At 42.6% G+C, this 17,806-nt stretch carries 17 protein-coding genes; 4 read left to right on the top strand and 13 right to left on the bottom strand.

Going from position 1 to position 17,806, the window contains the following annotated elements:
- Nucleotides 1–36 precede the first annotated feature (36 nt).
- A complete protein-coding gene (locus tag GKZ87_00925) occupies nucleotides 37–981 on the top strand; it encodes a hypothetical protein (GenBank protein QSI24160.1) in 945 nt (314 codons plus the stop codon).
- Nucleotides 982–992: 11 nt separating this feature from the next.
- Nucleotides 993–2,120, top strand: a complete 1,128-nt coding sequence (locus GKZ87_00920; GenBank protein ID QSI24159.1) for a beta-aspartyl-peptidase — start codon at nucleotides 993–995, stop codon at nucleotides 2,118–2,120.
- A gap of 586 nt (nucleotides 2,121–2,706) precedes the next feature.
- On the opposite strand, the gene GKZ87_00915 is transcribed toward GKZ87_00920, so the two are convergent.
- The 13 genes from GKZ87_00915 to GKZ87_00855 all read right to left on the bottom strand — a co-directional run bounded on the left by GKZ87_00915 (nucleotide 2,707) and on the right by GKZ87_00855 (nucleotide 15,505).
- Nucleotides 2,707–3,804, bottom strand: a complete 1,098-nt coding sequence (locus GKZ87_00915; protein ID QSI24158.1) for a methionine adenosyltransferase — start codon at nucleotides 3,802–3,804, stop codon at nucleotides 2,707–2,709.
- A 584-nt stretch (nucleotides 3,805–4,388) separates the two neighbouring features.
- On the bottom strand, nucleotides 4,389–6,464 hold the full coding sequence (locus tag GKZ87_00910) for a PRD domain-containing protein (GenBank protein QSI24157.1): 2,076 nt from the start codon (nucleotides 6,462–6,464) through the stop codon (nucleotides 4,389–4,391).
- 213 nt (nucleotides 6,465–6,677) lie between these two features.
- Complete coding sequence (locus tag GKZ87_00905) at nucleotides 6,678–7,328, bottom strand: ketohydroxyglutarate aldolase (GenBank protein QSI24156.1); 651 nt, start codon at nucleotides 7,326–7,328, stop codon at nucleotides 6,678–6,680.
- 28 nt (nucleotides 7,329–7,356) lie between these two features.
- A complete protein-coding gene (locus tag GKZ87_00900) occupies nucleotides 7,357–7,839 on the bottom strand; it encodes a hypothetical protein (GenBank protein QSI24155.1) in 483 nt (160 codons plus the stop codon).
- Nucleotides 7,840–7,861: 22 nt separating this feature from the next.
- Nucleotides 7,862–8,752, bottom strand: coding sequence for a 4-hydroxy-tetrahydrodipicolinate synthase (gene dapA, locus GKZ87_00895; protein QSI24154.1), 891 nt, complete (start codon nucleotides 8,750–8,752; stop codon nucleotides 7,862–7,864).
- A complete protein-coding gene (locus GKZ87_00890) occupies nucleotides 8,753–9,367 on the bottom strand; it encodes an SIS domain-containing protein (GenBank protein QSI24153.1) in 615 nt (204 codons plus the stop codon). It lies immediately after the preceding gene.
- On the bottom strand, nucleotides 9,339–10,133 hold the full coding sequence (locus tag GKZ87_00885) for a 2,4-dihydroxyhept-2-ene-1,7-dioic acid aldolase (GenBank protein ID QSI24152.1): 795 nt from the start codon (nucleotides 10,131–10,133) through the stop codon (nucleotides 9,339–9,341). The genes GKZ87_00890 and GKZ87_00885 overlap by 29 nt, the downstream gene beginning before the upstream one ends.
- 60 nt (nucleotides 10,134–10,193) lie before the next feature.
- A complete protein-coding gene (locus GKZ87_00880; GenBank protein QSI24151.1) occupies nucleotides 10,194–11,483 on the bottom strand; it encodes a PTS sugar transporter subunit IIC in 1,290 nt (429 codons plus the stop codon).
- 47 nt (nucleotides 11,484–11,530) lie between these two features.
- A complete protein-coding gene (locus GKZ87_00875) occupies nucleotides 11,531–11,806 on the bottom strand; it encodes a PTS ascorbate transporter subunit IIB (GenBank protein ID QSI24150.1) in 276 nt (91 codons plus the stop codon).
- 18 nt (nucleotides 11,807–11,824) lie between these two features.
- On the bottom strand, nucleotides 11,825–12,265 hold the full coding sequence (locus GKZ87_00870) for a PTS sugar transporter subunit IIA (protein ID QSI27843.1): 441 nt from the start codon (nucleotides 12,263–12,265) through the stop codon (nucleotides 11,825–11,827).
- 914 nt (nucleotides 12,266–13,179) lie between these two features.
- Complete coding sequence (locus GKZ87_00865; protein QSI24149.1) at nucleotides 13,180–13,473, bottom strand: hypothetical protein; 294 nt, start codon at nucleotides 13,471–13,473, stop codon at nucleotides 13,180–13,182.
- Nucleotides 13,474–13,601: 128 nt separating this feature from the next.
- Nucleotides 13,602–14,153, bottom strand: a complete 552-nt coding sequence (locus tag GKZ87_00860; GenBank protein QSI24148.1) for a PadR family transcriptional regulator — start codon at nucleotides 14,151–14,153, stop codon at nucleotides 13,602–13,604.
- A 68-nt stretch (nucleotides 14,154–14,221) separates the two neighbouring features.
- Nucleotides 14,222–15,505, bottom strand: coding sequence for a DUF2974 domain-containing protein (locus GKZ87_00855; GenBank protein ID QSI27842.1), 1,284 nt, complete (start codon nucleotides 15,503–15,505; stop codon nucleotides 14,222–14,224).
- A gap of 107 nt (nucleotides 15,506–15,612) precedes the next feature.
- On the opposite strand from GKZ87_00855, the gene GKZ87_00850 reads away from it, so the two are divergent.
- Together GKZ87_00850 and GKZ87_00845 are read left to right on the top strand one after the other, a co-directional pair.
- Nucleotides 15,613–17,100 (top strand): mannosyl-glycoprotein endo-beta-N-acetylglucosamidase, encoded by a 1,488-nt coding sequence (locus tag GKZ87_00850; protein QSI24147.1) that lies wholly within the window; start codon nucleotides 15,613–15,615, stop codon nucleotides 17,098–17,100.
- Between the two features lie 21 nt (nucleotides 17,101–17,121).
- Complete coding sequence (locus GKZ87_00845) at nucleotides 17,122–17,787, top strand: HAD hydrolase-like protein (protein ID QSI24146.1); 666 nt, start codon at nucleotides 17,122–17,124, stop codon at nucleotides 17,785–17,787.
- Nucleotides 17,788–17,806 lie beyond the last annotated feature (19 nt).

The following is a 17,806-nucleotide window of genomic DNA, read 5'->3' as shown; positions in this document are numbered from 1 at the left end:
AAATCCGGCGTATAATAGAAACCTGAGGGATAAAGTATGGAAAATTTAATGTTTTGTCTGAATGCCACGATACCGGTATTCATTACGATGTTTTTTGGTTACTTCTTTAAAAAAATACATTTGTTTGATGCAGCCTTTCTTGCGAAAATGAATAAGTTTGTTTTCGTTGCCGCACTTCCTGTTCTGTTATTTGAGGATATCAGCACAACAGATCTGATGACAGCCTGGGATACCTCGTTTGTGGTATTCTGCTTTCTGGCTACACTGTTATCTATCATCTTCTCCATTGTGATATCCTACCGCTTAAAGGACCGCAGTATTCAGGGAGAATTTGTACAGGCAAGCTATCGCAGCAGTGCTGCCATTCTGGGTATTGCCTTTATACAGAATATTTACGGAAATGCTGGTATGGCTCCGCTGATGATTGTAGCCACTGTGCCTTTATACAATATTATTGCTGTTATCGTTCTTTCCATTATGAAGCCTGAGCGGGGAGCCCTGCGAAAAGAGCTGATGCTGCAGACCGGAAAGGATATATTGCGTAACCCAATCATACTGGGAATCGCAGCCGGCATGCTTTGGTCTTTCCTTAACATACCGCAGCCTGTCATTATGCAGAAATCGCTGCATAACCTGGGTGCCCTGGCAACACCGCTGGGACTGATGGCAATGGGTGGTTCATTTGAATTTCATGATCTCTATGCCAGAATAAAACCGGCACTGCTTTGCAGCTTTATGAAGCTGATTCTGTATGTGGCTGTATTTCTTCCCCTAGCAATAGCTCTCGGCTTTGTGAATGATAAGCTGGTTGCTATTCTTGTTATGCTTGGCTCCGCTACAACTGTCAGCTGCTATATTATGGCAAGGAATATGGGACATGAGGGTACGCTATCCAGCAGTGTTGTTATGATGACTACGCTGGGCAGTGCATTCACATTGACGATGTGGCTATATCTGTTAAAGAGTATGGGATATATATAGGAGGAATCACGATGCTGCTTATAAAAAATGTACATCTATATGCACCTGAGGATTTGGGAGTTCAGGATGTTCTCATCGTTCAGGGAAGAATTGCACATATTGAAAAAAATATGAAAACTGTCCCTTATATGGATATCCTAGACGGTAGTGGAAAACGAATGACGCCCGGATTGATTGACCGTCATGTTCATGTAACAGGAGGAGGCGGAGAAGGCGGCTTTGCGACTCGTACACCGCAAATACAGCTATCCTCACTCATTCAGGCAGGCATTACAACAGTTGTAGGCTTGCTGGGAACAGATGGTATTACACGCAGTATGGAGGATTTGCTCGCAAAAGTAAAGGCGTTGAAGCAGGAGGGTATATCGGCTTATGCTATGTCCGGCTCCTATGCCGTTCCAAGCACTACGGTTACCGGCTCTGTAAAAAAGGATATCATGTTTCTTGACGAGATTCTCGGTGTGAAGCTAGCATTGAGTGATCATAGAAGCTCTCATATAGCATATGAAGATTTCCTCAAGCTGGCAAGCGAGGTAAGAACAGCAGGGATGCTTTCTAACAAGCCGGGCTGTATGACGCTGCATATGGGAGATGAACAGGACGACCTTGCATATGTAATGAAGGCGATCTGTAATACCGGTCTGCCGTGTACGATGTTTCATCCTACCCATGTCACAAGAAATGATCGTTTGTTCCAAAGAGCGCTTCAGCTATTGCATATGGGAGGTACGATAGATATTACCTGTGATCCGCATACGTGCAGTGCTGTATGGATCAGACAGGCCAATCCTAAGGATTACGGCAGAATCACTTTAAGCTCTGATGGACAGGGGAGCTGGTCAACCTATGATACGCTGGGAAATTTAACTGCAATCGGTGTTTCCTCTGTTTCTGTTCTTTTACAGGATATACAGACGATGCTGCAAAACCATGACTTTTCCATCACGGAGTGCTTATCCTTCGTGACGGCAAATCCGGCTCAGATACTTGGACTGTATCCCAAAAAGGGCTGTATCCGTGCAGGCAGCGATGCGGATCTGTTACTTTTTGATAACGAATGGCAGCTTCAGGATGTTATGGCAAAAGGAACCTGGTTAATGAGGAATCAGACGCTTTTAAAAAAGGGGACCTTTGAATAACGGAATGATATCACCTGATTTCTTTCAGTCCAGTGAATGCTAAAAAAGCTTTGGCACAATGTATAAGATGAGCAACGTCCAGATACTTCTAATTTTACATAAAGAACCTTTTACTGAGTATAACCGATATAAACAGAAAATATCATATGACAGCTTTTGGCTGCTTCCAAAAGCTTTTTTTATGTTATAACAACAATTATATCCAGAGAACACCCTACCGCTTTACTGTCCCCAAATAGAAACAAACAGGCCGTATATCTGCACTACAATTACTATCCACAGCTCTAGAAAATTGATAGAAAAAGCCGTCATTATCTGCTATGGTACGGATTGTTCCATACCGCATCCTTTTTGTAATTCTGCTTGTAAATCACAAAATGTTGGCTTATGTTCAATAATAGCCACGTTAAAACCAAATTGCTTTTTAATTAGAATAAATGATACTGCATTGATGTTTTTTGTTTTTCATAGAAAGAGCTTATACAGCAAAAAAGGTATCAAAACGGCTGATACCTTTTTTCATATATCACAAAACCCAATACTATCCATATCCAGGCTATAGCAGTTGCCAGCTGCTGTTTACATCCTAATAATTCAGCTCTTTTATTTTCTCCCAACTGAATTCTTCTCTTCCAAAATGACCGTAGCAGGAGGTTTCCTTATAAATCGGACGGCACAAGTCAAGCTCTTCAATGATATCCTTCACCTCAAAGCTGAAATTGCTTCGGATAATATCAAGGATTTCCTCATCACTCTTATTTCCTGTACCGAAGGTATCCACCATAATAGATACAGGCTTCACCTTTCCGATTGCGTAGGCTACCTGCACCTCACATTTACTTGCGAGCTGATGGGCTACGATATTTTTTGCCACATAGCGGCAGTAATATGCTGCACTGCGGTCTACCTTGGAAGGATCCTTACTGGAGAAACAGCCTCCGCCAATCCTTCCCATTCCGCCATAGCTGTCCACAACAATTTTTCTTCCTGTCGTTCCGCTGTCACCAAATGAACCACCTGTAACAAAGCTTCCACTTGGATTGATCAGATAAATGGTATCCTCGTCCAACAGCTCATCAGGTATGACCGGTGTGATAACCTCTTTCATAACAATATCTGCAATCTGCTGCTGTGTAGCCTGTGCAATATGCTGAGTAGAAACAACAATCGTATCAATTCTTTTTATTTTATCGTTTTCATATTCCACACTCACCTGTGTTTTCCCATCCGGAAGCAGCAGCGGGTTTGTTCGGCGGACATCGCTTAAACGCTTAGCGAGCTTATGTGCGTATTCAATAGCCGCAGGCATATAGTTATCTGTATCATCACACGCATATCCAAACATGATACCCTGATCTCCTGCACCGATTTCACCGTCAGCCTGAACAACCGCATGATTGATCTCAAGTGATTGTTCACGAACCTTTACCAATACCTCATACTCCTCAGTATATCCGATTTCACGGATAACTGATTTCGCAATATTCTCATAATCCAGATCAGCCTTCGTATTGGCTTCACCATAGATAAGAACAAAATCATCCTTAATCGTAGCCTCCACTGCCATTTTACTTGCAGGGTCCTGACGCAATGCCTCATCCAGAATACTGTCCGCAATACGGTCACAGATTTTGTCCGGATGTCCTTCGGTAATACTTTCTGATGTAAAAATGTAATCTTTCATGTTTCAAATCTCCTTCGCTTCTATTATGAAAATGCCTTCCCTAGCGTGAGAGAAGGCAAATCGTTATGTGATTGTTTCTCTTATCGCTGTTAGCAGTACCACCTTATATGATGCGTCATACAGGTTGGCGTGGGATCAAGCGAGCTAACTCTCTACCCCAACTCTTGATAAAAAGGCATTTATATTAAACCATACTATGCTTCAGTTTGCAACTATAAAGATTAAAACAGGTGTATAGAGCAAAATGTTATGTGTAAAGTTGAAAGCACTGTGCCCAGCAATTTGAAAAACATGTAACCCAACTATGAGTGAATTTCTCATATATGACCAGTTAATAACCTCATATTCCAGTAGTCTATTGTTCCTTCACATAATAGGACTATATTGGAAAAGGTATGGATTAAAACAGGATATATTACAATCCATCCTGATGATTAAGCAACAGCAGTTTAAATCCGCCATTAAATTCTATAGCAGTAAATCATTAGAGATCAAATACCATCTTTGCCGATAAGATAAAAGCAAGCTGTAGTGCCTGTCTAGTGCTGTCCTTCGCAATGGGTGAAAGTTATGTTTTTTCTTTGTTATTGATTATTTCTTAAATACGCCATAACCGTATCACTGTCTCTTGAGCTATCGAGCATATCAAAAAACTCCGGCTTGTTAAACAGCTCCAAAAGCTCTGCCATTGCACATAAATGCGTCTGATTATCCGTAGCGCTCAGACTGAAAATATATTTCACAGGATCATTGTCACGATTTCCAAACTCTATGGCATGGTTCAATACACCTACTCCCAGTGCAACGGATAACGCCCCGGCTTCCGGCTTTACATGCGGTAATGCCACATGCTTCGTAATCACGATATACGGCCCTACAATGCGAACACTGCTAATGGTTTCCTCCACATAATTCTGAGTGATATAGCCATGCTGTACCATTGGCTCATAGGCTTTCCGCACAGCCTCCTCCCAGTTTTCCGCGTCGATATGCAGGCGAATCAGCTCCGGCTTCACCATGTCCGCAAGATGCAGGACACATTCCTCCTGCGGTTGTGTGTCAATATGAGAGAAATACGTGATCAGCTCATTGTATAATGCATGCTCCTCCTGAATATTCGCATATTTTGCTACAATCCCCATCACGACATCGACATTGGGCTGCTTTAAAAAGTGACTTCCCATCTGCATATAGACCTCACGCATCACCTGGTAGCGCTCCGCAATGGACATTACCGGACTTACCCGGATAATAGGAGCATGGATACCAGCCCCCATAGAAACATAGCTTGTAGAGAATATGATATCTACGTGCTCTTGGATATCCTGAATATGCGAGGTTTCCAGCGGTGGCAGAAAGTGAAGCTCCGGAAACATACCGGTTAGCTCATTATAAAGAATCGCAGAGCTGCCGATTCCATTGGAACATACAACCAGCGCAGTCTTCTGCTTTTCAATTTCAAATGCTTTCTGATCGGAATAAATCGACGCAAAATGCATGGTCAGGTATGCGATTTCCCCTGCCGGAATATCTCCTCCAAAAATAACATGAAACGGCTTCATGGTTTCTTCCACAAGCTGATACAGCTGACGGTATTCCTCTCTCACCTTATCACACAACGGATTGAAAATCGGCAGACGGCAAAGCAAACGGTAATAGGCAGGGCGAAAATGAGAATACAGCTGAATGAAGATTTCCTCTGTATTGCGGTAATGCGCTCCGCTCAGATATTCAAAACGGGTCATAATTTTTCCGATGATATCAGAAATCAATATACAATCCTTGGTTTCCTCATTAATATCGCCAAAGGATATCCCCAGAATCCACGAAGAAATATAATTGATATCCGTATTTGTAATATTTTCCGTATTCTTATAATTCTTTAACAGCTCCACCGTAAACTCATATTCCTTCATGGAGGATATCGCATCCATATCCATCAGCGCATGAATTTCTTCCTCTGCATTCTTTCCGCTCTGCATTCGCGCCTTCAGAAAAATAAAAATATAAATAAACTCCACCAGGCGATCCTCTACGAAACGTATTTTGTGACGCTGCGCAAGCTCCGTGATCACCAGACGGGAATAATCAAAGATATCCAGATTAAAGTCATCAATAAAAACATCGAAGATTTTGGCACTCTGTTCCTCGGCAAGAGTATAAATGACATACTTCATCATAATCCTGCGGATTTCCATTTCAGAGCCAATCAGATAATAGCCCTTTGTCCGATTATTTCTCACCCGAATGCCACGTTCCTCCAGCATCTGTGTCAGTTCCTTGAAATCCAGCAGTACTGTGCTTCTGCTTACACAAAGAGAATCAATGAAATCACTCAATGACAGATATTCACTGTTCATAAACAGCATCAGATACATGTAAATCTGCCGTTCCTTTTTGTTCATGTAGTACTGACTGCTTTGGTTCATTTCCTGAAGCAGCTCCTCAAGCTTCTTTCGTGACTGGGCTTCCAGACGGATTTCCTTCGCTGTTCCAATTGTAATCACAGGAGCATGATGCTGCCGCAGCAAATCGTTTACCTTATCAATACGATAGGTTGCCTGGCGACGTGTAATTCCGGCGCTTACTTCGATATCCTTCAGAGTGAGATAAGGCTTATTGGACAGCACCTGCATAAGTGCCATGAGTTCATTATCCATACACATACCTCCTCGAATCCTGTTCTATAATTAGATTGTATATGAAAACGGTATCACTATCAAAATGTTTTCAGTACAAGTTTTGTTTTCTGTATCAACAAACATTGAACCAAAAAAAGACGCAGCTCCTGCCACGTCCTATATTGTACCATAATGGTTTAGCAAATGTTATGCTCCTGTAGGCATGTATGATTTCACACTGCCGTTTATCCGTTATTCTGCCGCTGTCTGTAGTTCCTGTCTTGCTTCATCGATCAGACAACGGATGGAGTGAGCATTCGCTGCTATTTGTTCTCTGCTTCCCTTTGTCAGAAGACCTCCAAAGCCGCAGCAGTCCACACCGCGTGTCACATAATCCTTCAGATTCTTCAAATCGATGCCACCGCTCGCAAGAATCGGCATATAAGGAATAGGAGTTTTGAATACAGATACCAGCTTAGCCCCATAGAAATCTGAGATAGGAAACGCCTTGATAAAGGCGGCCCCTGCTTCCAGAGCCTGAAGTGCTTCCGTCAATGTCGTACAGCCCGGTGCATAGGGAATCTGATACCGGTTGCACATGATGGCTGCCTCTTTTGAAAAATTCGGTGCAATAATAAATTGTGCTCCATGTAAAATAGCATGTCTTGCAGTTTCACTATCCAGCACCGTACCGGCACCGACGAGCAGGCGATCCTGAAATTCATTGCGCAAAGCCTGAATCACCTCTCCTGCATTTGGCAGTGTATAACTGATTTCCAGACAATCTATTCCCCCGTCCAGACATCCGTTTGCGATTTCCATTCCACGCTCAATCGTATCCACACGAACGATAGCCATTGCCCCTGTTTGTGCGATTCGCTTTGTAATATCCACTTTCTGCATATACTGCCTCCTCGTATGTTTCTATTTATTATGCTTTCTGTACAACCTCACAGGTTATATGATGGGTATGAAGGCAGTTCATAGCATATGCTTGTACATCATTCAGCTTGCTTCTCTGAAAGAGATAAACTGCCCCTACATACTGCCAGCCGGAAGGATGCGTCACATGTTCTCCGGCAAAGAAGAACTTGACAGAGCTTTTATTGCGAAGAATTTTTACCGTACGAATATCCTTATATTTCATATGCCGCTGCTCTTTGGGAAGTGCAGGAAGTAGTACCTCATCCCGTTTAAATTCGCATACCGGAGTGTTTTTGACAAGCCGAAAGCCATACCTGCACATAGCCTTCACAGAAAACCAGAGACCTGTAATACCGAAGAAGGCAAACAGGAAATGCCCGGTGCCGTAAGCATAGATTGTCAGCATCATCAGCATTATGGTTAAGCACAGATTCAGCAGTGTATACAGCAGCAGCTTTCCTTTGTCTTCATGTATGATATATTCCTTCATATCCATCATCCTCTCTAAGTTGTTAAATAAGGTGATAATGCTTCAGCATCTCTTTGATTTTTTCATCATCCTGTGCACTGCATTCCAGCACCGGCTTTCTTGCCGGCCCTGCCTGTGTGATTCCTGCCAGCTCTGCTGCACGCTTCATAACAACCGGTACAGTTCCCAGCTTCAATACACCACGCAATACATCGATGTCCTTCTGCAGTGCCTCTGCTTTTTCCTGTTCCCCACTACGCAGAGCCTTGTCCAGCTCCACCAATACCTCGGTGATTACATTGGAGGTTCCTGTCACTGCTCCACTTGCCCCCAGAGCATAACCATAGCTGATCTTGGAATCCGAACCAATCAGTAAGTCGAAATCATCACGCTTTGCGATTTCTGCATATGCCTTCAGATTTTCTTCCTGTCCGCTGCTGTCCTTGATTCCACGGATATTCTTTACCTCTGCCAGACGGCTTACGACCGCTGCACTTAAATTACAGCCTGTTGCCTTTGGTATGTTATACAATATAATCGGTATATTCACACTTTCCGCTACCGCTGTAAAATGCTGTACCAGCTCTTCCTCTGTTGGTGTCAGGAAATATGGTGTGATCACACTTAATGCATCCGCACCCAGCTTCTCCATTTTCTTGGACAGACGTATGGTTTCCCTGGTACTGCATGCCCCCGTTCCCACATATACCGGGACGCGGTGGTCTACCATGGCAATCACCTTTTCTGCGAACTCTATTTTTTCTGCTTCATCGATTACATGAAACTCTCCATTGCTTCCCAGGATGAAGATTCCCTTTACACCCTTTGCGATCAGATGATCGATGAGTTGCTTTGTTGCCTCATAATTGATATGCTGTTCCTCATCACGGTGAAACGGTGTGATGATTGGAGTTATAATACCTTCAAATTTCATTTATCTATCCTCGCTATTCTTAATGCTGGCTCCAAGACTTCCTCCCGGATGCCATTTTACATACTGCTGCGGTGTCAGATTTTTCGCATTCTGCAATAAAATGCTCAGACTCTGCAGCATAACCATTTCTGCCAATATGGATGCTCTAGGAGGCTTATTCATCGGATCTCCCTCCTGCTTCACACCGGCAATCAGCGTTACATCTCCCTGTTTAGCCAGCCAGGAATCCGCTTTTCCGGTTAACGCGATCAGTCTTGCACCATTGTTTTTCAATGTTTCCACGGTTGCTTTCAGCTCTGTTGTTTCTCCGCTGTTGGAAATGGCAATGACAACATCCCCCGGAAGCACCTGTCCGGCACTGCCGTGAACAGCCTCTGTACCATGCAGCTCATACGTAGGTGTTCCCGTGGAGGATAATAATGATGCCGCATATCCGGCCACATGTCCCGGTTTTCCAATTCCTGTCACATGCACACGGTTTCGGTTTTTCTCCGCATTCAGAATCAGCTCTCTTGCGGCAACCAGTGCCTCTGTATCTATACCGTCTATAAAGTTTTTCAGCTCGCTGGATTCAATATCCAGGAACTCACGAATCTGTTCTTTTTCTACTGCCATCGTATTCCTTCCTTTCCAGTTTCTTATATTCTTCCACTGCCTGCTTCAAGCCATCTCTCATGAGTGAGGTATCAATCGCTGAAACAAGCATATTACTGTACTCTTGAAAAGCCTCCTGCATTGCCATGCTACCAATAATTCCGAAGGCAAGCTTTCGCTCCCTACATGCCTTTGCGACACATCGGATCATATCCTGCTCCTCTGTACGCATGAGATCATCCGGCCAGCCAAGAGAAATCGCCAGGTCACAGGGGCCGATGAGTACACCGTCAATGCCCTTCACATCCAGTATTTCTTTAATGCGTTCCACACCCTGTCTGGTTTCAATCTGAACAATACTCATTACATTTTCATTCAGCTCTCTCATATGCTGTTCATGATGACCGCCAGGGGCATAGTGCGTATTCGCTCCACCGGAATAGCTGCGCTTTCCAAGTGGCGGATATTTGCTCCACTGAACAAGCTGTCGTGCCTGCTCTGCTGTTTCCACCATAGGAACCATAACACCAGCTGCACCATAATCAAGGATTTTGGATACATCCGCTCTGGACAGTTGAGCAATTCGGACGATGGAGGGAAAGCCCTGCATATTGCCAAGTACCATCACATCATGGAGCTGTTCATAGGACATTACACCATGCTCACAGTCATAGAAGATAAAATCCATACCGCAATCCTTTGCCATAATGACCATAGACGGATTTGCCATCGTCTTTACCAGAACGCCTTTTGCTTTCTGCTTTTCTATCAGTTGTTTTAATCCCATAGCATTTACCTCTTTTAAAAAGCAGGACAAGGACTTCCATCCCTGCCCTGTTTATGCAAATCAGGCGAAGATTCCCAGAATCCAGTTCAGGAATGCTCCGATAATATTGTAATCGACATTCGGGAAGGATGCTCCGGAAATTCCCAGACCTGCGAATGCAGGATACAGAATCAGTGGCAGACCGGTTAATGCCATACCAACGATGAAGGAACCAACCAATGCGCCCTTCCAGCCGCCATAGGCATTACCGAAGATACCGCAGGTACCTCCTGAGAAGAAACAGATACCGGCTGCCGGAATCATAATGACACTGCTGTTGCATGCAATCATGATTGCCATTGCCGCAAGACCGCCGACGAATGCACCCACAAAACCAATCAGGACAGCAGTCGGAGCGAATGGGAAGATTGCCGGACAGTCAACTGCCGGTTTGGAGTTTGGAATATATTTCTCTGAAATTGCAACAAACGCTGCAGTGATTTCTGCGATAAACTGACGAACACCATAAATCAGAACGCTCATACCTGCCGCAAACTGCAGACCCTGCAGGAACGGATAAATAAACCAGATATCATTTCCTGCTTTTTCAAGAACGACATCCATATGACCGTTTACCACACAGGCAATTACAGCCACATAGAACAATACCACCATGAACAATGCTACTGAGAAGATAAAGTCACGGAATAATTCAAAGAATTTCGGCATATTGACTGTGCTGGCATCCTTCTTTTCCTCTGTGCTTTTTCCCATCTTACCGAATAATTTCCCTACATATCCGGCAAATGCATAACCAATACAGTTAAAGTGCCCCATAGCCAGGTTGTCAGCACCCGTAATTTTATTCATAAACGGCTGACAGAAGGATGGCAGTGCTGCACCGCAGAAGCCAAGCAGAATACCACCGGCAATTACCGTAAGTGGCATCGGCAGACCGTTGGCAATAAAGATCAGTGCGATGACACATGCAAAGTACAGAAAGTGCTGTCCGGTAAGGAAGATTGCCTTAAATCTTGTGAATTTGGCAACGATCAAATTGACAACGAAGCCCAGCAGCATAACCAGGGCCACCTCTGTACCATAAGTATTCAGTGCAAGACCGGTTGCGACCTCTACCTGTGTAGTAACTCCTTCAATTCCAAACGCTACATTGAATAAATCTGTAAATGTCTGTACAACCCCTGACATTGCAGTGGATCCAATGTTGAATACCATAAATCCGATAACTGTTTTCATCGTACCGCTGATAACGTCCGTCGCGTGCTTTTTCTGCAGCAGCAGACCAATCATCGCAATCAGCCCCATAATCAATGCGGTATTTCGTGATTGCGCTAAAATCGCATCTAACATATGTTTTCTCTCCTTTAGTTATTTTTTATACATTCCCTTGTTATTCCCTATTTTGTGGCAAGAAATTCTTCCATTTTGGATTTCATTTCCACCTTGTCCATGATATTGCGAATCCCCAGTGCATAAGGAACCTTGTCCTTTAATTCGTCTGCCAGATCATCCATCGTGATAACAAGATCCCCGGTAAACCCATTCAGGGAATCCAGATTCCCATGCTCGGTCTGGATTGGATAGCCGTTTTCGCTGATAACCTGATCCGCCTTGATTTTCAACAGCATACTGGATCCCATGCCTGCACGGCAACATACTAATGCTTTGTACATATCAGTATCCTCCTTTTTCTATTTACTGATGTATTCCATAATTTCCTTTGCGCTCTCTGCCTGTTCCAGGAGCCTGTAGAATTGTGCATCCTCAAACATTCCCGCCAGCTCAGCCAGTGCATTCAAATGCTCCATGTTATCCTTTGCACTGAGACAAAACAGATATTTCACAGGATCGTTTGCCTCATTTCCGAAGACAACCGGCGTTTTCAAAGTCGCAATACCAATGGCACTTTCCAGTGCTCCTGACTCCGGTCTGGCATGCGGAAGTGCAACATGCTTGGTAAGAACGATATAAGGGCCGTTTTCTTTTACCCCTGTAATCATATCATCCACATAGGATTGCTTGACCTTGTGTTCGTCTATCAGCGGCTGCGCGGATTTGCGGATTGCTTCTTCCCAGTCAGCGGCTTCAATGTTTAACCGGATCAGCCTTTCATTTGTCAGATCTTTCAGCATCATGTCACCTCCTTCATGTTTTCCTGTTTGCTTTACACCTAGATAATAAAAGAGATTTCAAAACATTTCAATCGTATTTAAGTTCAACTTTTGTTTTGTCCCTTAACAACTTATGAACTCTTGAAAAGCCTTTGTTTAAAGGGTTTTATAAGCATTTATCCCGGTGTTTGTAAAGTATTATTTTTGTTTTCATAATACACAAAATCTGAACGCAGGTAAAAAATACCCTGATATTATGGGATGAAAATAAATGAATATGATGCCGTAAAAGGAAGCTGAAATTCATAAAATTGAGACTACAGTTCATATGTATAATGGTCTTCCAATATCTTTTAGGAAATGGAAAACCGTATCCTTGCATAATAAGAGAAATGGGCTTTTCCAATATCTTTTAGGAAGTGGAAAGCTATACCCTTGCATAATAAGGGAAAAGGAAAATTTTCTATGTGATTGTTTTTATTAAGAGCTTTTAAGTGAGAGTCATAGTCCTGACAGGAAAAAACGGGCTTTAAAAAGAACAGAGGAAGAATTAAAATAGGTCCCTTCATAACTTTGCAGGTGATGATGTACGTTTCCTTATGCAAGCAAAGAGGAAGGATAACCTTGCAATATTCTGTACAGGAAATTCACAGTTATACAGCTGTACCTTACTGTGGTTTTTCAGATATCCATCAGGCTGAAAGCATAAAGGCTTCTGGGTTTCTCTGTACCGCAAAAGCCATTCTCAGTCTTCAAAAAAGTGACTTACGATGAAGTGCACAGCGAAAAAAGTGACTTACATTTATATGCATAGCGATTGAAGTGCTTTCACCATTGAGCAATCATTTCCCGGGGAATCGACGTATTCGACACAATATACAAAAAGGATGCAGCGTTTGAAAAGCTCAACGTTACATCCTTTTCCTATTACATTCCTAATTTACTTCTGTATACTTTCTTCGCTCCGGACTCAGATTATCCACATAATAACGGATGGTCAGACTAGCTGCACATTTGCTCTTGTTTTTCGGTTCTACAATAAAGCCGTCACCCTCAAGCATGGCATCAAGCATAGCCTTGCAGCATACATTCTGATTTCTTACACCCGGTTCACATTCCTCCAGCAAATCCTTGGCATTCACTTCGATGTACAGCCACTGCTTGTCATGAGCCTCCTGCTTCTTTGCCTGTAAACAGTTAAGATAATCCTGTATCGTCAGTTTTTCCATAGATGTCTCTCCCTTCTGTTCTAGGATATGATGCTTATTCGACCCCATTATATCATGTTTCTATAGATAATCACAAGCTTACATGAAAATTTAGACATGCACTTACAATTCCTGTGAATATGCTTTCATTATATTTTTTCCTTCAGCTTATCGATACACCAATTTGCCCATTTGATTTCATTCTGATAATACATAAAACCATAGGTCATCGTCATACCCCAGTAAAAGGATTCATTATCCTTGTGAATCTGTGCTTCAAATTCCGGTATCGTATTCAAATCATCATTCATTTTATCAATAATGTCAGAGCACTCCCGAATGTATTTTTCCAGCAGTCGCATCGTCTGATCAATATCAATATTACTGGAAAAGAAAATTTTAATCAGCAGTGGATTCTTGTACTTCATGATATCCTCAAGATCCGCATCGGCCAGCCAGCGGTGAAGCTCCAGTCTGCCCTCCTCGGTAATGTGAAAAACCTTCTTATTCGGTTTATCACTTTGGTAAACAATCTCACTGTCCACCCAGTTATGCTTTGTACAGGTGTTCAGCTCCTTGTATATCTGTGATGTCTGCGCATGCCAGAAAAAGGCAATGCTTGATTTGAAATAACGGTCAATATCATAACCGGTCATTTCCGCATAGTTCAACAGACCCAGAATCGCATGTTTCAGCGGCATAGGTACCCTTCTTTCTATATTTGCAGTATTCTATAATTAGAATACTATAGGAAGGGAAACTTTGCAACCTAATCTTTGTGTGACTCACTTTCACGGCTGCGAATGGAACGAATTGCATGCATGATTTTTTCATTATTTTCAGATATCATAGCATGAAATTCTTTTGTTTTTTCCTTCACCAGCAGTTCATAATTGTCAATCAGTCCCTGCGTGATTTCCTTCATATCAATTTCATTCAGCTTTACAACAGGAGAGGATATCATTACGGAATCTGCCATCTTCTGCAATGTTTCCTTTGGCTGCAGCTCCTTCACCTTATCCATAATCAGCTTTGTCTTACGGCGGTCAATCAAATCCTGCAAGGTAATGGTTGCCATTTCCTCCTCTGGAATATCCTCAAACAGGGATACATAGCGGGAAACATCCACAAGCATCAGCTTATACAGCTCCTCCATGGAACAGCCGCTGTCAAAATACTCATCCATTTTCGCTACGACCTTCGCCACGCGTTCCTCCTTGAGATTCATAAAGAAATCATTGATAAAATGATAGAAGAATTTTGGCATAACCGTTTTCTTTTCCGCCATGATATAGGCATTATCCTGAAAATCCATCGCGTACAGATTATGATTGTGATAAAGCTCCTCCATATTTGTACAGGGATAACACGAACGCACATAAATCGGCTCCTTCAGATTTTCAAAAAAGGCGGATACGCAATCATTTTCATTCTCAAATATCAACAGCTTATCCAGAAATTCCGGATCTCTTGCGCGCTGTTCGTATAAGGAAAGAATCGGCTTGGTGATTCCCGGTGCATTAAAGCTGACAACCCGGATTAGCTGATCCTGCAATTCTTTTTTCATCGTCAAAGCAATGTACAGCGACAGATTTCCACCCTTGGAATGTCCACACATATAAAATGGCTTCTGTATATCTGTATTCTGAATCCTATGCAGTGCTAAAAGCTGCTGCCAAGTGGGATCCTTCAGAAACATTCTGAAATTATCCTTCCAGTCCTGCCACCCTGTCCTGTGATGAACATCATCCAGCTTTTCACTGCCGCGGAATGCAAAAATCAATGCATCCTCCAGCTCAAAGGTATAATATACAACACCGCTGTCCGCATTGTCGTTATACCAGTCCTTTACCATCATATTTTTATATTCTTCCGGATTAATCTGACGAACAAGCTTCATGTTATTCTGAAAATCCGGATACTGTCCGTAATCCTGTATCAGCTGTTCATCCTCCTGTATATGCCGTATCATATCCGATACCGGAATATTAACAGCATAGGTATCAAAATAGGAAAGAAGAGACAGATCATAAAATGTTTTTTCGCATAGCATCGTCATCACCTTCACTTTTTCCTCATTATAAAACTTTTCTTAAGAATTACAAGAGTTCTTTCCTTTTTTTAAGAATTACGATACACTGTTAGAAAATGGAGGAATTCATGAAAAAAACTGTGCACAGACGTAAAAAAAAGAAACAAAACCGCTACATCTCCATATTGGCGAGCGGTGTACTGATTGCCCTGCTGGTATTGATCCTGTCATGGTTTTTTTCCACCAGAAGAACCTATACAGTTATGATTCTGTATCCGGATGGAAGAGAGCAGGAATATGCGGAATATCATTCTCTTGCACAGGCAAAGGACGAGATGCTGGCACAGACAAAGCGAAGTGAGAAACAAAATGCAGGAATCCGCTATGATAACAAGCTGATTGCAATCGGATACGGCGTTGTACAATTTCAGCGCAAGGATTGTACGCTTAACACCTCCTACCGTATGGAGCAAACAGATGAGACAGGATATACAAACGGATGCTATGGAAACGATGCCGCCTTTGTCGATATCAGCGATGACGGTAAGGAAATTCGTTTCCGTCAGGCAGGTGTTGATGGCTGGGTAGCGACAGAGCTGGTAACTCTGCATAATTACTATAATGAAAACGATGTAACCTCCATCAATCACTATACGGCAAAGTCCGGACTTCTAACACATAAGCTTACAACCAATATCTCGCAGAGCAGTTATGCGAGCACATTATCCATGGGAGAACTACAGCTTAAAGATCAGGCCTATTACAGCTATGATGGCCATTACTTCTACCGATATTTTGAGGATATGATTGATGATTATCGAAAGGATACACATGAACACGCTGCTAATAAGAACGCCTTCTATAATTATTACCAGTTTCTGCCACACAGAAGCATCAGCCGGTATTCAGCAGAGGATATTAACTGGTATGTACACAATTATCTGGGATTTACTTCATTTCAACAATCTCTTTTGTATAACAGTGGGGCCTGGTTTATGGATGCACAGAAACGCTATGGCACGAATGCTGTAATGATGTTCTGTCTGGCGATGAATGAGAGTGATTTTGGAAGAAGCTCTATAGCGCGGGAAAAGAATAATCTGTTCGGTCATGCGGCGTATGATGTATCACCATCCCAAAGCGCTTCCGGCTATGCAAATGTAAAAGAGAGTATTATGATGCATGCAGAGAAATATCTGCAGGAGGGCTACCTCAATCCGCTGAGTGATCTGTATCATGGCGGGTTCTTTGGAGATAAGGCGGGTGGTATGAATGTACGCTATGCCTCTGACCCCTACTGGGGAGAAAAAGCCGCAGATTTTTATCGAACCTTTGATATGGTTATGCAGGGAAAGGATCAAAGCTTTTCCTACCTGGTTAGTGAACAGCCGCTCACTGTATATAAAGGAAAAGAAGAGAGTACTGTTTTATATAAGATAGACAGCGTGCCTGCTTCTCTGCTAGTGCTGAAGCAGGAGGATGGATGGATCAGGGTACGGAGTGACGGGGCAGTAAATGATGGTAAGCTTCAGAAAAGCAGTACTACCTATGATTTGAAAAATTCATTCGGATTTGTAAAGGAGAACTTGACGAATCATATCCGTATACTACAATAAAATAGAAAAAGGAGAACAGCTATGAATAAAAAAGGATTGTTATTTGATTTCAACGGGACGATGTTTTTCGATTCCGAAAAGCATAGGGAAGCATGGAATGTATTTTCCCAGAAATACCGCGGCTGCCCCATCTCAGATTATGAGCTGGATCATACGCATGGACAGACCAACAAAAAAATTATTGAATTATTACTTGGTAACATGAGTGATGAAGAAAGTGAGAGGCTTTCCAAGGCAAAGGAAGCATTATATCGGGAATGCTGCGTAAATGATCCAGCTATGTTTCATTTGGTGGATGGACTGGAGGATGTGCTGAACAAGCTGCAGAAGCTGCAGGTACCGATGACCATCTGTTCAGCATCTATTAAAGAAAATATTGATTTCTTTATTTCATCCTTTCACCTCGACCGCTGGTTTGATACAAATGCCATTATTTATGATGATGGTACCCATGTCGATAAGATTTCCATGTTCCATGACGGTGCAAAGGCTATTGGTGTTCCGCTTGAAAATTGTATGATTATTGAAGATTCACTATCCGGGCTTGCTTTCGCATACCGCTGTCATCCCGGCAGACTGATTGCGATTACAACACCTGAACGTAAGGAAGCATATGAGAAGCTTGCAGGAGTTTCTGCAGTCATTCATGATTTCCGCAATTTTGATACCTCTTTCTTTTCAGAGTAAATATTTCTGATATAAATAG

The organism is Erysipelotrichaceae bacterium 66202529 (genome assembly GCA_017161075.1).
Lineage (GTDB): Bacteria > Bacillota_I > Bacilli_A > Erysipelotrichales > Erysipelotrichaceae > Clostridium_AQ.
Note: the sequence above shows the minus strand (reverse complement) of the source record. Positions and strands in the feature narration are given on the sequence as shown.